We start from the raw sequence: 13266 nt of genomic DNA on the forward strand, positions 1-13266 counted from the left end.
GCACGGATGAGCGCAGCGGGCGGCGGACGACCCCGGGCCGGTACCGGACACGGCGTCGTGGAGGGCCGCTGGGAGGGTGACGGGATCGCCGTCTTCCGGGGGATCCCGTACGCCGCCGCGCCCGTCGGTCCCCGCCGGTTCGACGCCCCGCGGCCCCCGGCCGCGTGGGACGGCGTACGCGACGCCGGGGCGTTCGGGCCCACCGCGCCCAAGGTGCCCTACCCGCCGGCCTTCGCCGCTCTGCTGCCCGATCCGAAGGTCCCCGGCGCGAACTGCCTGAACCTGAACGTCTGGACCCCGTACCCGGCTCCCGGGGCCGGCCTGCCCGTCATGGTGTGGCTGCACGGCGGCGCCCACACCCGGGGCTCCTCGGCCGTCCCCGTCTACGACGGCTCGGCGTTCGCCCGCGACGGGATCGTGCTGGTCTCGGTCAACTTCCGGCTCGGCGTCCTCGGTTACGGGCTCTTCCCCGACGCGCCCGCCAACCGGGGCCTGCTCGACCAGATCGCCGCCCTCGCCTGGGTGCGGGACAACATCGCGGCCTTCGGCGGCGACCCCGCCCGGGTCACCGTCTTCGGGGAGTCCGCCGGCGCCATCAGCGTCGGCGCCCTGCTCGGCGCGCCGGCCGCCGAGGGCCTCTTCGCCCGGGCGGCCCTGCAGAGCGGCGCCCCCGAGGCGCTGCCGCGCGACGGGGTGCGGACCATGGTGCGGCGGATGGCCTCGCTCCTCAAGGTGCCCGCCACCGCACGGGCCTTCGCGGGGGTGGGCCTGCCCGCGCTGCTCGCCGCCCAGGCGGCGGTGCTGCGGCGGTCCTCCCCGGTGCTGGGCGGTGCCGCCTTCGGGCTGGTCACCGACCCGGACTCGCTGCCCGCCGACCCGCTGGAGGCCGCCTGCGCCTCGAAGGTGCCGCTGCTGCTGGGCTGGACCGCCCAGGAACACCGGCTGTGGCTCGCGCCGACCGGCGGCGGGCGGCTCCTGGACCGGCTCGGTCCGGCAGCCGTGGCGCTGGGCCGGCTGCGCGGCGGCAAGGACCGGGCGGCCGTACGGGCGCTGCGCGCCGCGCTGCCCGGGGCCACCCCGGCCGACCTCGCGGGGCACCTGGTCACCGACCGGCTGCTGCGCGACCCCCTGCGCAGGCTCGCCGGGGCGCCGCGCCCGGCTCCGAGCCACCTCTACGAGTTCCGCTGGCCCAGCGGCGTACCGGGCCTGGGCGCCTGCCACGCCCTGGAGCTGGGGTTCGTCTTCGACACCCTGGGGGTCCCGGAGTCGACGTGGCTGGCCGGACCGGACGCCCCGCAGGAGCTGGCCGACGAGATGCACGGGGCCTGGGTCCGCGTCGCGGCCACCGGGGACCCCGGCTGGGCGCCCTGGGACGGCGACGGCCCGCCGAAGTTCTTCGACGGGCCGGAGCCGGAGGCAGGACGGGGCGCGGAGGCCGTTACTCCACTGGTCCTTCCATGACCTTGCTGATGAACTCCATCGGTCCCAGGCCCATGTTGGGGACGTAGGTCTTGGCGTTGTGCTGGCCGCCGGGGATCACCCTCAGGCTGGTGTGGATCGGGCCCTTGGTGTACGTCTGGACGAACTTCTGCACGTCCGGGAGCGTCTTCTTGTTGCTCTCGTTGTCGCCGACCTGGAAGGCCAGGTAGACGTCCGGGCCCTTCTTGTCGATGAGCTGCTTGGCGAGGAGCTCCGGGTTGTTCTCGGCCTTCTCCTTGTCGTGGCCCTTCCACAGGGAGGAGTCCGGGACGATGTCGGGGCCGGAGGCGATCACGGCCTTGAACTTGTCCGGGTGCTTCAGCACGGCCTTCAGGCCGGCGAAGCCGCCGGTGGAGGAGCCCATGAAGGCCCAGCCGTCACGGGACTTGACGGTGCGGAAGTTCTCCCGCATCAGGTCCGGGACGTCCTCGGTCAGCCAGGTGCCCATCTTGGGCTGGCCGGGGATGTCGGAGCCGTCCCAGTAGACGCCCCCGTCGTCCGGCGCCGGGTTCAGCACCGGCATGGCGAGGATGAAGGGCTTGCCCTTGCCCTCGTGGTACCACTTGCTGATGCTCGTCTGGAGGCCCAGGTCGGTGCCCATCCAGTAGTTGCCGGGGAAGCCGGGGCCGCCCGGCAGGGCGATCATGACCGGGAAGCCGCTCTTGGCGAACTTGGGGTCGCTGTACTCCTTGGGCGCCCACACCCAGACCTTGCCCGTGAAGCCGGACTTCTTGCCGGTGACGGTGGCGACGCCGATCTGCGTGCCGTCGCTCAGCGTCGAGGTGTTCTTGAACTCGGTCTTCGGGCCGGTGGGCATCGACATCTTCGAGTTCGGCGCCGGCTTGGCCGCGCCGTTCTTGTCGCCGGCGGCGGGCCCGCCGAAGGAGACGTCCTTGCCCTTGTCGGTGAAGGGGGGTATCTCGAAGTAGGCCATCGTGCCCGCCGCGATGCCGCCGAGGGCCAGGACGGTGACGCCCGCGATGATCCAGCGCTTCACCTTGGACTTGCGGCGGGGCTCCTCGCCGTAGGGCGGCTCGGAGTAGCCGTACTGCTGCTCGTACGGGGGCTGGCCCGGGCCCGGCTGGTACCCCTGGCCGGGGCGCTGCTGGTCGAAGCGGGGCGGCTCGTAGTCGGGGCGCTCGTAGCGGGGCTGGGCCTGCGTGGGCTCGTCGAAGCCGCCGGGGCGGTACTGGTCCTGGCCCTGCGGGGGCCGGGGCGGCTGCGGACGGCCCTGCGGCGGGCCGCCGTGGGGGCCGGCCCCCTGCGGGGCGCGGCCGTACGGCTGCTGGGGCCGGCCGCCCTGGGGCGCGTACTGCGGCGGGCCCTGCTGTCGGCCTTGCTGCCGGCCGGGCTGCTGCCCGTGCGGCCGGTACGGCGGCTGGTCCTGGCCGTCGGGTTCGTACGACATGTGCGGTGGCTCTCCGGCTGTTGCTGCCCCGTCTGGGGATGGTCTGCTTCCGTTCGAATGATGAGCGAAAGCGCTGCTGGGTTCCTCATTTTTACTTCTCTTGGGATTTCGTGGAGAAGGTCATTACCCGTCACCCACGGTGCCCCCCGTGTTCCCTTCCCGTTATCCAAGCATCCCTGGCTCATGCACATGGCGGTGGGTATGGTGCGTCCGCGCCGCCACCCCAGACCCCCGCACCTTCCCCACGCCCGGAGGTACGTCCCCATGTTTGGCATGACCATTTCACGACCTCGCCGCAGGACCGCCCTCGCCACCGCCTTCGGCGCCACCGCCGCCGGAGCCGCGCTCTGGGCCGGCATCGGCACGGCCCAGCCCGCGCACGCGGCCGGCCTGCCCGCCCCCGACCACACCGTCGTCGTGGTCTTCGAGAACCACGCCTACAACCAGGTCGTCGGCAGCTCCAGCGCCCCCTACATCAACTCCCTCAAGGCCGGGGGTGCCAACCTCACCAACTCCTACGGCATCACCCACCCCAGCCAGCCCAACTACCTCCAGCTGTTCTCCGGCTCCAACCAGGGCGTCACCGGCGACAGCTGCTACACCCCCGGCTTCAGCTCCGCCCCCAACCTCGCCTCCGAGCTGATAGCCGCCGGCAAGAGCTGGGGCAGCTACAACGAGGGCCTGCCCAGCCAGGGCTCCACCACCTGCTCCAGCGGCAGGTACGCCCGCAAGCACAACCCCTGGTTCGCCTTCTCCAACGTGCCCACCGGCACGGCGAAGACGATGGCCCAGTTCCCCACCGACTTCACCACCCTCCCCAAGGTGTCCTTCGTCGTCCCCGACCTGTGCAACGACATGCACGACTGCTCCGTCGGCACCGGCGACACCTGGCTCAAGAACAACCTCAAGGCCTACGCGGACTGGGCCAAGACCCACAACAGCCTCCTCGTCGTCACCTTCGACGAGGACAACCGGCTCGCCGGCAACAAGATCCCGACCGTCCTCTACGGCCAGCCCGTCACCCCCGGCTCCACCTCCTCCACCACCTACAACCACTACGACGTGCTGCGGACCCTGGAGGGCCTGGCCGGGCTGACCACCCACGCCGGGAACGCCGCCACCGCCAAGGACATCACGGGGATCTGGGCCTCCTGACCATGTACGTCGCGGACAGTCGCGGTACCCCCGCCCCGGCCGAGCCGCAGGCCGCCGCCCCGGGCACTCCTCCAGCCACCGCTGGGGGGACCCACAGCCCGGGGCGGCGCGCCGCCCTCGCCCCCACGGTCCTCGCCCTCGGCACCGTCTCCCTGATCACCGACGTCTCCTCCGAGATGGTCACGGCCGTGCTCCCGCTCTACCTCGTCGCCGGACTCGGGCTCAGCCCCCTCGGCTTCGGCCTGCTCGACGGCCTCTACAACGGCGTCAGCGCCCTGGTCCGGCTCACCGGCGGCCACCTCGGCGACCGCCTCGGCCGCCACAAGGCGCTCGCCGGGATCGGCTACGGCCTCTCCGCCCTGTGCAAGCCGCTGCTGCTGCTCGCCCACACCCTGCCCGCCATCGGCGCCGTCCTCGCCCTCGACCGCACCGGCAAGGGCCTGCGCACCGCCCCCCGCGACGCGCTGATCTCCCTGGCCGCCGCCCCCGCCGAACGCGGCCGCGCCTTCGGCGTCCACCGCGCGATGGACACCGCCGGCGCCCTGATCGGACCGGTCCTCGCCTTCCTGATCCTGCGCGGCGCCGCCGACGGCTACGACGCCGTCTTCACCGTCAGCGCCTGCGTGGCCGCGCTCGGCGTCCTGGTGCTCGTCCTCTTCGTACCCGGCCGGCGCACCACCCCCGCCACGGCCGCCCCCGTCTCCCTGCGCGGCGCCCTCGGCCTGCTGCGCGTCCGCGACCTGCGCCGGACCGGCCTCTGCGCCCTCCTGCTGGGCCTGTGCACCGTCAGCGACGCCTTCGTCTTCCTGCTGCTGCAACGGGCCGCGGGGATCGCCGACCGCTGGTTCGCGCTCCTCCCGCTGGGCACCGCCGCCGCGTTCTTCCTGCTGGCCCTGCCGCTGGGCCGGCTCGCCGACCGCGCCGGCCGCCGCACCGTCTTCCTCGGCGGCCACCTCGCGCTGCTCGCCGTGTACGCCCTGCTGCTCACCGGCGCCCAGCACCCGGTGCTGCCCTACGCGGTGCTCCTGCTGCACGGCGGCTTCTACGCCGCCACCGACGGGGTGCTCATGGCCGAGGCCGCCGGAGCCGTCCCCGAGGAACACCGGGGCGGCGGGCTCGCCCTCGTCCAGACCGGCCAGGCACTCGCCCGGTTCGCCGCCTCCCTCGGCTTCGGCGCCGCCTGGACCCTCTGGGGTGCCCGGCCCGCCCTCGCCGTCGCCGCGGTCCTGCTCGCCGCGGCCCTCGCCGGATGCCTGTGGCTGCGGCCCGCCGCCGCCCCGCAGGCCTGATCCCCCGTCCCCGAAAGGCCCCCATGACCCTCCAGCGCCGGATCCTGATCCTGGTCACCGCCGTCCTGCTGCTCGCCGGGGTGGGGGTGTCCGCCGTCGTGCGGGCCTCCTCGCGCGCCGCGGAGAAGGACCAGGCCCGCGCCGGCGGGCCACGGGTCACCCCGGGCGAGGTGTCCCTGGCCCCGGGCGGCGGCAGCCGGATGGTCTTCCGGAACATGGCCTGGGGCCCGCACCGCGACGAGCTCGCCACCGTCCCGGCCGACGCGCCCGGGGGTCCCCGTACCGCCTCCGGCGTCAGCTGCCTGCGCTTCCACGCCGCGGCCGGCACCGGGATCTGCCTGCGGGCGGACAAGGGCGGGGTCCAGGAGAGCTACCGGGCCGTCGTCCTCGACGCCGCCCTCAAGGAGGTGTCGACGCACCCGCTCGCCGGGATCCCCACCCGCGCCCGGGTCTCGCCCGGCGGGCGCCTCGCAGCCTGGACCGTCTTCGTCGGCGGGGACTCGTACGCGGGCACGGACTTCTCCACCCGCACCTCGCTGCTCGACCTGCGCACCGGGAAGCTGGACGCCTCCCTGGAGGACTTCACGGTCCTCAAGGACGGCAAGGAGTACCGCAACGCCGACGTGAACTTCTGGGGCGTGACCTTCACCGCCGACGAGAAGGCCTTCTACGCGACCCTGGCCACCGGCGGCACGACCCACCTGGTCCGCGGGGACCTGGCCGCCCGGACGGTCACCACCCTCCGGGAGAACCTGGAGTGCCCCTCGCTGTCCCCCGACGGGACGCGGCTGGTGTTCAAGAAGCGGGTGCCCGGACTGCCCGCCGAGGCGCCGTGGCGGCTGTACGCGCTGGACCTGGCCTCGATGCGGGAGACCCCGCTCGCCGAGGAGCGCAGCGTCGACGACCAGGTGGTGTGGCGCGACGACCGGACCCTCGTCTACTCCCTGCCGGGCGACTTCGGAGCCGACCTGTACACGCTGCCCGCCGACGGGAGCGGCGCCCCCGTCCGCCTGGCGGACTCGGCCCTCGCCCCGGCCTTCCTCGGCTGAACCAGCGGGGGAAGGGCGGGACGGGGGCCGGGGCGCAGCAGGACCGTTACGCCGGGATCAGCGTCCGGCGCCGGCGGCGGCGCGGGGCGGCGCTGGAGAGCCGCAGCTCGATGACCGACCGGACGGTGGGCCACTCCTCGTCGAGGACCGAGTAGAAGGCCGTGCTGCGCACCGCTCCGTCGAGCCCCCGCGAATGGGCCCGGCGGACCCCCTCGCAGGTGAAGCCGAGGCGTTCCATCGCGGCCCGCGAGCGCCCGTTGCGGGCGTCCGCGCGCAGCGAGATCCGCCGCACGCCCCAGGTCTCGAAGGCGTGGCGCAGCATGAGCAGCTTCGCCTCGGTGTTGATCCCGGTGCCCTGGGCGCCCGGGGACAGCCAGGTGTTCCCGATCTCGGCGGCATCGGGGATCGCCGTCGCCGGATCACCGAAGGGGACCCCGGGGACGGCGGGCCACACCAGCGGACCCTGCCAGTAGTCGAGTTCCAGGAAGCGGGTCGAACCGACCACCCGACCGTCAGTGGCTCTGACGACGGCGAACGCGAGCGATCGACCCGCCGCCTGATCGGAGAGGGCACGGTCGATGTACTCGTGGGACGCCTGCAACCCGTGCGGAACGGGAGTGAAGGCGTAAGTCGTACGATCCTCGGCCCCGGCCACGGCCAGGGCCTCGGTGTGGTGGGGGGCGAGGGGCTCGAGCCGCACGGAGCGGCCCGCGAGGAGTACGGGTACGGGCACGGAGCCTTCGGTCCTTCTGGGCGGTGGGGTGGTTGCACAGTGTGCGCTCCTGACGTCACCCCCCGCGCAAAACGCGAGTGAAAGGCAACGGGCTGTCAGGTGAACGCGAGTGGCTCAATGTAGCTCCTTAAACTCCTCTCATGAACCCCCAATTTGGCAATGGCGCGGCATCGTTTTGGGATGACTTCGGTCCCGGGGGTGCGCAGCCCGTCCTGCTGGTCCACGGACACCCGTTCAACCGGTCCATGTGGGCCCCGCAGGCGGCGGCGCTGACGGCCGCCGGCTACCGGGTCATAGCCCCTGACCTGCGGGGATACGGGGAGAACCCGGCGGTCGGCGAGCGGACCCTGCTCGCGGACTTCGCCGACGACCTGGCCGCTCTGTGCCGCCGCCTGGAAATCGAACGGGTGGTCGTCGGAGGAGTTTCCATGGGCGGGCAGATCGCGCTCGAGCTCCGGTTGCGCCACCCGGGTCTGGTGGGGGCCCTCGTGCTCTGCGACACCTCCCCCCTTCCGGAGTCCGGGGACGGCAGGGATTTCCGCCGGAAGCTCGCCGAACGGCTCCTCGCGGAGGGTATGCGTCCGTATACCGAAGAGGTCATTGACAAGATGCTGGCGCCCTACAACGTCACCGGCCAGCCGGAGGCCGCCGCCCGGGTCACCGCCATGATGTGCGCCACCGACCCCCGGGGAGCGGCGGCGGCCCTGCTCGGGCGGGCCGAGCGGCCCGACTACCGGCCCGTGCTCGCCGCCCTGCCCCAGGAGGTTCCCTGCCTGGTGCTGGTCGGCGCGGACGACGTCTACACCCCGGTCGCCGAGGCCGAGGCGATGTGCGCGCTCGTACCGCACGCCCGGCTGGCCGTGATCGAGCGGGCCGGGCACCTGCCGGGGGTGGAGCAGCCGGAGGCCGTCAACCGGGCCCTGCTGGAGTTCCTCGCCACCCTGCCGTGAGCGCTGCTCCGCGGTGGCGGTCGTCGCGCCCGTTCCGCCGTCGATGAACGCCCTGGCCGCGCACGGGCGGCGGGGCTAGGTTGGCCGTCATGCGCGAAGTGATCTTGGAAGACGGCCGGAAGCTGGCGGTCGAGGAGTGGGGCGTGCCCGGTGGTACGCCGGTCGTCTACCTCCACGGCAGCCCGATGAGCCGGCTGGCCCGGCACCCGGACAGTTCGCTGTTCCGCGAGCTCGGCGTACGGCTGATCACCTACGACCGGCCGGGCTTCGGCTGTTCCACCGCGTCCGAGGGGCGCCGGGTCGTCGACGCCGCGGCCGACGTGGCGGCCGTCGCCGACGCGCTCGGGCTGGACCGCTTCGCGGTGCTCGGGGTCTCCGGGGGCGGACCGCACGCGCTGGCGTGCGCCGCCGTGCATCCCGGACGCGTCACCCGGGCGGGAGTGCTGGCGAGCCTGGCGCCGCGGGACGCGGCCGGGCTGGAGTGGACCGCCGGCATGAACGAGGGCAACCGCCGCAGCGCCGCGGCCGCCCTGACCGGGCGGGCCGCCGTCCTGGAGCACCTCGCGAACGTCGGTACGGCCGGCCTGCCGCCGCTGCCTGAGGTGGAGCGGGAGGTCCTCTCCCGGCCGGACGTCAGCGCGATGCTGGGCGCGGCCTTCGCCGAAGCGGTCCGCCCGGGGCTGGACGGCTGGGTGGACGACGTCATGGCGCTCTTCGGCACCGGCTGGGGGTTCGACCCGGCGGCCGTCCAGGTGCCGGTGCGGCTCTGGCACGGCGGCCTGGACACCCTCGTCCCGCCCGCCCACGGCGAGTGGCTGGCCGCGCGCATCCCGGGCGCGGGCCTGCGGTTGCAGGCTGATGCCGGGCACGGCGGACATTTCGACGCCACCCCCGCGATGCTCGGCTGGCTCGCCGACGGCGCCGGCCGGCCCGTCTGAGAACATCCGGGGATGGACATGGACGACGTACTGCGCCGGCTGGCCGCCGTCGGGCCCTTCTTCTCCGTCCCGTACGGCGCCGAACCGCCCGGACCGGGCTTCCGGCCGCTCGCGGAGCTCTACGGGGAGCGGCTGGGCCCCTACGTCGAGGAGGTGGGCCGCCGGACCCGCAGCGGCCCGGGACGGGTCGCCGCCTCCACCGCCCAGTTCGGGATCGCCTCCCGGCTGTGGTCGCTGGGCCTTGGCTGCGCCGCCCTGTCCGGGCGGCTGCCGGACCTGGACCCCGGCCGGGTGTGGTGGCGGCTGCCCGCGGCGGGCTCGCTGGAGCTCTGGCTGCCCGAGCCGGCCGCGGACCTGCCCGCCGACGCCCTCGGGGAGAGCGTCCTCGGGAACCTCGCCCACCTGGACGCCGCCCTGCGGGAGCGGTACGGGGTCTCCGGCAAGGTGCTGCGCGGCAACGCCGCCTCCGGGCTGGTCGGCGCCCTGCGCGTGCTGCTCGACCGGGTCCCCGCCGAGGAGGGCGCAGCGGCGGTGGAGCTGGCGGGCGGCCTCCTCGCCGAGGGCGGGGCGCTGGCCGGTAGCGGCTCCTTGATCCACGAACCCGGGCTGGGCGTGGCCTTCGTACGGCGCAGCTGCTGCCTCTACTACCGGGTGCCGGGCGGCGGGCTCTGCGGGGACTGCGTGCTGCGCACCCGGTGACGCGACGAAGGGCCGCCGGGGAGCGGACGTACCGCTTCCCGACGGCCCCTTGGCGGCTGGGCGTCCTAGAAGGTGAGGTTCCAGGAGTCGATCTTGCCGGTGTCGCCGCCCGCGTTGTCGTTCACACGGAGCTTCCAGGTGCCGTTCGCGACCTCGGAGGAGGCGTTGACGGTGTAGGTCTGGTTGATGTTGTCCGTGCTGCCGCCGGCCCGGTTGTGGACCGTGTAGACGGTGCCGTCCGGGGCGACCAGGTCGACCTTCAGGTCACCGATGTAGGTGTGCGCGATGTTCACGCCGACCTTGAGGGTGGCCGGGGCGTTGCCGGTCACACCGGTGACGGTGATCGGGCTCTCGACCGTGGTGTTGTCGCCGATGGCGAAGTCCGCGGTGTTCTCGAAGTACTTGCCGGCCGGGGGAGTGGAGCCGCCGACCGCCTTCAGCGCGTCGACCTGGCCCTCGCCGAAGAAGGCGTTGTTGGCCGCGGTACCGGTGCAGCGGTTGTCCGACGGGCAGGGGATGTCGTTGGCCTGGGTGGCCAGCCGGTCGCGGATCTGCGCCGGGGACAGCGCCGGGTTGGCGCTGGCCATCAGCGCGGCGACGCCCACCACGTGCGGGGTGGCCATCGAGGTGCCGCTCTTGGAGCCGTACTTGCCGCCGGGCAGCGTGGAGTAGACGTCCTGGCCCGGGGCCGCGACGTCGATGACGCCCTGGCCGAAGTTGGAGAACGAGGCCTTGGTGGTGCCGGTGCCGTTCGCCGCGACCGTGACCACGCCGGGCAGTTCGGTCGGGATGTCGACGCAGGCGTTGGTGATGGTGCGGGTGACCGGCGTCGAGTCGTTCGGGCTCGCCGTGTCGGTCGTCTTGTGGGCGAGGTCGTAGTTCTCGTTGCCCGCCGCGGCGATCTGGAGCGAGCCCTTGCCCTCGGCGTACGCCTGGGCGCGGTTGACGCCCTCGATGATGGCGGCCTGGTCGAGGTTGTCCGGGCAGTTGAACTGCCACGGGTCGGTGTAGTAGCTGTTGTTGGTGACCTTGAAGCCGTGGTCACCGGCCCACACGAACCCGCAGATGGTGTTCTCGGCGAAGAAGAGCGAGCTGGTCGGCTCCGCGATGCGGACCGAGGAGATCTTCACGCCCGGGGCGACGCCGACGACGCCCTTGCCGTTCTTGGACGCGGCCACCGTGCCGGCGACGTGCGTGCCGTGGTCGCCGACGTCGCGCCAGGCGCCGGCGCGGGTGTCGGGCTTGCCGTAGGCGCAGGAGACCGAGTCGGCGGCGTTGAAGTTCGGCGCCAGGTCCTGGTGCTGGTCGTCCACGCCGGTGTCGAGGATGCCGACCTTGACGGCGGCCGAACCGGCGTTGACGGCCCAGGCCTGGTCCGCCTTGATCTGGCTCATGTCGGCGCGGACCGGCTCGCCGGCCGGGGTCGTCGACTGGGCCGGGTTGGCGGGCAGCGCCGGGTTGTAGGCGTCGGCCGGGACGTCCGAGGTACGGGTGGCGCCGACCTTCTGGACCCCGCTGACCCCGCGCATCGTCTGCGCGAAGGTGCCGGAGGCCGAGTGGGCGACGATCACGCCGATGGCGTCGTAGTACGAGAAGACCGTGCCGCCGTTGGCGGTCACGGCCGAGCGCACTGCCGAGCTGTCACCGGGGGCGGTGATCACGAGGTAGGCGCGGGTGCCGGCGGCCCAGGTCGCACTCTGGGAAGCCGGGGCCGCAGCCTTGGGGGCCGCCGCCGTGGCGGAGGCCGGGGAGCCGGAGGGGCCGACGGGAGCGGTGCCGGCGAGCGCGGCGGGAGCTCCGAAGGTGAGGGCGGCGCCGAGGGCGGCCGCCAGCACCATCGCACGTCGAGGTCGGCTGGATATGTGGGGTATCAATGCGTCCTCCGATGACGGCCCGGCGGTGCTGGTGGCACCTACCGGGCCGTACGAAACGAGTGGTGGACGCAAGATGTCAGACGCGCCGCCCCTGAGGGAAGTACCTTTTAGCGCAGCAGAGTTGAAGATCACATGGCCGAAAGTGGCGGTTCGCGGCCGTTCGTGGGCGTATGGGGCGGGGTCCGGCCGGGCTGGGCACCGTGGGGGCGAGCCCTGCCGGGCCGGAACCCGCGGGTGTGCGGGGCCCGGAGGCTCAGGCCGCCGGCACACCGTCCTTGGGGCCGGCCGCCGGACCGGGCACGGCCGGCGCGGCGGGCTCGGCCGGTGCGGCGGGCTCGACCGCTTCACCGGCCGCGGTGTGGCCGTCGTCCACCAGCGTGGTCTCGTCGAAGGGCAGCCGCCCGGCCAGGACTTCGGCGGCCCGGTCGCGGTCGAACTCCTTGGTCCACGTCCCGATCAGGACGGTGGCCACCGCGTTGCCCGCGAAGTTCGTCAGCGCCCGCGCCTCGCTCATGAAGCGGTCGATGCCCACGATCAGGCCCACCCCGTCGACCAGTTCGGGCCGGTGCGACTGGAGGCCGCCCGCCAGGGTGGCGAGGCCCGCGCCGGTGACCCCGGCCGCGCCCTTGGAGGCCACGATCATGAAGAGGAGCAGCGAGACCTGTTCGCCCAGGGCCAGCGGCTTGCCCATCGCCTCCGCGACGAAGAGCGAGGACATGGTCAGGTAGATGGCGGTCCCGTCCAGGTTGAACGAGTAGCCCGTCGGCACGGTGATCCCGGTGACCGGGCGGGAGACGCCCAGGTGTTCCATCTTCGCGATCAGCCGCGGCAGCGCCGACTCGGAGGAGGAGGTCGACAGGATCAGCAGGAACTCCCGGCCCAGGTAGCGCAGCAGCGCGAAGACGCTGACCCCCGTGCAGACCCTGAGCAGGGTGCCCAGCACCACGAAGACGAAGATCAGACAGGTCGTGTAGAAGCCGATCATGATGACCGCGAGGGACTTCAGCGCGTCGATCCCGGTCGCCCCGACCACCGCCGCGATGGCCCCGAAGGCACCGACGGGGGCCGCCCACATGATCATCGCCAGTACGCGGAACACCAGCTTCTGCACGTGCCCGATCCCGCGCAGCACCGGCTCGCCCGCCCGGCCCATCGCCTGGAGCGCGAACCCGCACAACAGCGCCACCAGCAGCGTCTGGAGCACCTCGCCCCCGGTGAAGGCGGAGACCAGGGTGGTCGGGATGATCCCCAGCAGGAACTCCTGGGTGCTCTCCGCCCCGCCCGCCTTGGCCTGCGCCTCGCCGGCCCGTGCCGCCGCCTCGGTCAAATGCAGTCCGCTGCCCGGCTCCAGCAGGTTCCCCACCAGCAGCCCGATGGCCAGCGCCACCGTGGACATCACCATGAAGTAGCCGAGGGCCAGCCCGCCCACCGCGCCGACCTTGGCGGCCTTGCGGACCGACCCGATGCCCAGCACGATCGTGCAGAAGATCACGGGCGAGATCATCATCTTGATGAGGTTCACGAAGCCGGTGCCCAGCGGCTTGAGCTCCACGGCCACGCCGGGTGCGGCGAAGCCGACGGCGATGCCGAGCAGCACCGCGGCGATCACCGCGATGTAGAGGTAGTGGGTTCTGTCGCGTCTGGCGGCCATGTCGCGCTCCTGGGTGGTGAGGTCGTTCCGGGAGACCATCG

The 13266-nt window shown here is 73.3% G+C and carries 11 protein-coding genes; 7 read left to right on the top strand and 4 right to left on the bottom strand.

All coding sequences use genetic code 11. The features are described 5' to 3' along the window. Positions 1 to 6: 6 nt before the first annotated feature. Positions 7 to 1461, top strand: coding sequence for a carboxylesterase family protein (locus tag D1J60_RS31595; protein ID WP_125823461.1), 1455 nt, complete (start codon positions 7 to 9; stop codon positions 1459 to 1461). Here the strand turns inward: D1J60_RS31595 and D1J60_RS31600 are convergent. Next, entirely contained in the window at positions 1439 to 2887 is a 1449-nt protein-coding gene (locus D1J60_RS31600; protein ID WP_206436605.1) for an alpha/beta hydrolase-fold protein, read from the bottom strand. The two genes, D1J60_RS31595 and D1J60_RS31600, sit on opposite strands and share 23 nt — an antisense overlap. Positions 2888 to 3151: 264 nt before the next feature. On the opposite strand from D1J60_RS31600, the gene D1J60_RS31605 reads away from it, so the two are divergent. The 3 genes from D1J60_RS31605 to D1J60_RS31615 are packed head-to-tail and all read left to right on the top strand — an operon-like array spanning position 3152 to position 6380. Further along, the gene (locus D1J60_RS31605; RefSeq protein ID WP_125823462.1) at positions 3152 to 4042 is read left to right on the top strand and encodes an alkaline phosphatase family protein; all 891 of its coding nucleotides are present in this window, start codon (positions 3152 to 3154) and stop codon (positions 4040 to 4042) included. A gap of 2 nt (positions 4043 to 4044) precedes the next feature. After that, on the top strand, positions 4045 to 5331 hold the full coding sequence (locus D1J60_RS31610; RefSeq protein ID WP_125823463.1) for an MFS transporter: 1287 nt from the start codon (positions 4045 to 4047) through the stop codon (positions 5329 to 5331). A 23-nt stretch (positions 5332 to 5354) separates the two neighbouring features. Further along, positions 5355 to 6380, top strand: a complete 1026-nt coding sequence (locus tag D1J60_RS31615) for a hypothetical protein (RefSeq protein ID WP_125823464.1) — start codon at positions 5355 to 5357, stop codon at positions 6378 to 6380. A 46-nt stretch (positions 6381 to 6426) separates the two neighbouring features. Here D1J60_RS31615 and D1J60_RS31620 read toward each other — a convergent pair whose 3' ends face one another. Further along, positions 6427 to 7113, bottom strand: a complete 687-nt coding sequence (locus D1J60_RS31620) for a GNAT family protein (protein WP_125603023.1) — start codon at positions 7111 to 7113, stop codon at positions 6427 to 6429. A 140-nt stretch (positions 7114 to 7253) separates the two neighbouring features. Between D1J60_RS31620 and D1J60_RS31625 the strand changes: the two genes are divergently transcribed. The 3 genes from D1J60_RS31625 to D1J60_RS31635 all read left to right on the top strand — a co-directional run bounded on the left by D1J60_RS31625 (position 7254) and on the right by D1J60_RS31635 (position 9700). Continuing rightward, positions 7254 to 8063, top strand: a complete 810-nt coding sequence (locus D1J60_RS31625; RefSeq protein WP_125823465.1) for an alpha/beta fold hydrolase — start codon at positions 7254 to 7256, stop codon at positions 8061 to 8063. 89 nt (positions 8064 to 8152) lie between these two features. Further along, positions 8153 to 9001, top strand: coding sequence for an alpha/beta hydrolase (locus tag D1J60_RS31630; protein ID WP_125823466.1), 849 nt, complete (start codon positions 8153 to 8155; stop codon positions 8999 to 9001). 12 nt (positions 9002 to 9013) lie between these two features. Then, complete coding sequence (locus tag D1J60_RS31635) at positions 9014 to 9700, top strand: (2Fe-2S)-binding protein (RefSeq protein ID WP_125823467.1); 687 nt, start codon at positions 9014 to 9016, stop codon at positions 9698 to 9700. A 65-nt stretch (positions 9701 to 9765) separates the two neighbouring features. Here the strand turns inward: D1J60_RS31635 and D1J60_RS31640 are convergent, their stop codons facing one another. Beyond that, on the bottom strand, positions 9766 to 11535 hold the full coding sequence (locus D1J60_RS31640; RefSeq protein ID WP_125824301.1) for a S8 family serine peptidase: 1770 nt from the start codon (positions 11533 to 11535) through the stop codon (positions 9766 to 9768). Positions 11536 to 11827: 292 nt separating this feature from the next. After that, the gene (locus D1J60_RS31645) at positions 11828 to 13264 is read right to left on the bottom strand and encodes a cation:dicarboxylase symporter family transporter (protein ID WP_125824303.1); all 1437 of its coding nucleotides are present in this window, start codon (positions 13262 to 13264) and stop codon (positions 11828 to 11830) included. Positions 13265 to 13266: the final 2 nt, after the last annotated feature.

The sequence above is a fragment of the Streptomyces sp. W1SF4 genome (genome assembly GCF_003950035.1).
Taxonomy (GTDB): domain Bacteria; phylum Actinomycetota; class Actinomycetes; order Streptomycetales; family Streptomycetaceae; genus Streptomyces; species Streptomyces racemochromogenes.

Excerpts from the sequence above, each read along its gene's own strand:
- D1J60_RS31635 (WP_125823467.1), top strand. The coding sequence starts at position 9,014 with ATGGACATGGACGACGTACTGCGCCGGCTGGCCGCCGTCGGGCCCTTC.
- D1J60_RS31615 (WP_125823464.1), top strand. The coding sequence starts at position 5,355 with ATGACCCTCCAGCGCCGGATCCTGATCCTGGTCACCGCCGTCCTGCTG.
- D1J60_RS31610 (WP_125823463.1), top strand. The coding sequence starts at position 4,045 with ATGTACGTCGCGGACAGTCGCGGTACCCCCGCCCCGGCCGAGCCGCAG.
- D1J60_RS31605 (WP_125823462.1), top strand. The coding sequence starts at position 3,152 with ATGTTTGGCATGACCATTTCACGACCTCGCCGCAGGACCGCCCTCGCC.
- D1J60_RS31645 (WP_125824303.1), bottom strand. The coding sequence starts at position 13,264 with ATGGTCTCCCGGAACGACCTCACCACCCAGGAGCGCGACATGGCCGCC.
- D1J60_RS31630 (WP_125823466.1), top strand. The coding sequence starts at position 8,153 with ATGCGCGAAGTGATCTTGGAAGACGGCCGGAAGCTGGCGGTCGAGGAG.
- D1J60_RS31595 (WP_125823461.1), top strand. The coding sequence starts at position 7 with ATGAGCGCAGCGGGCGGCGGACGACCCCGGGCCGGTACCGGACACGGC.
- D1J60_RS31600 (WP_206436605.1), bottom strand. The coding sequence starts at position 2,887 with ATGTCGTACGAACCCGACGGCCAGGACCAGCCGCCGTACCGGCCGCAC.
- D1J60_RS31625 (WP_125823465.1), top strand. The coding sequence starts at position 7,254 with ATGAACCCCCAATTTGGCAATGGCGCGGCATCGTTTTGGGATGACTTC.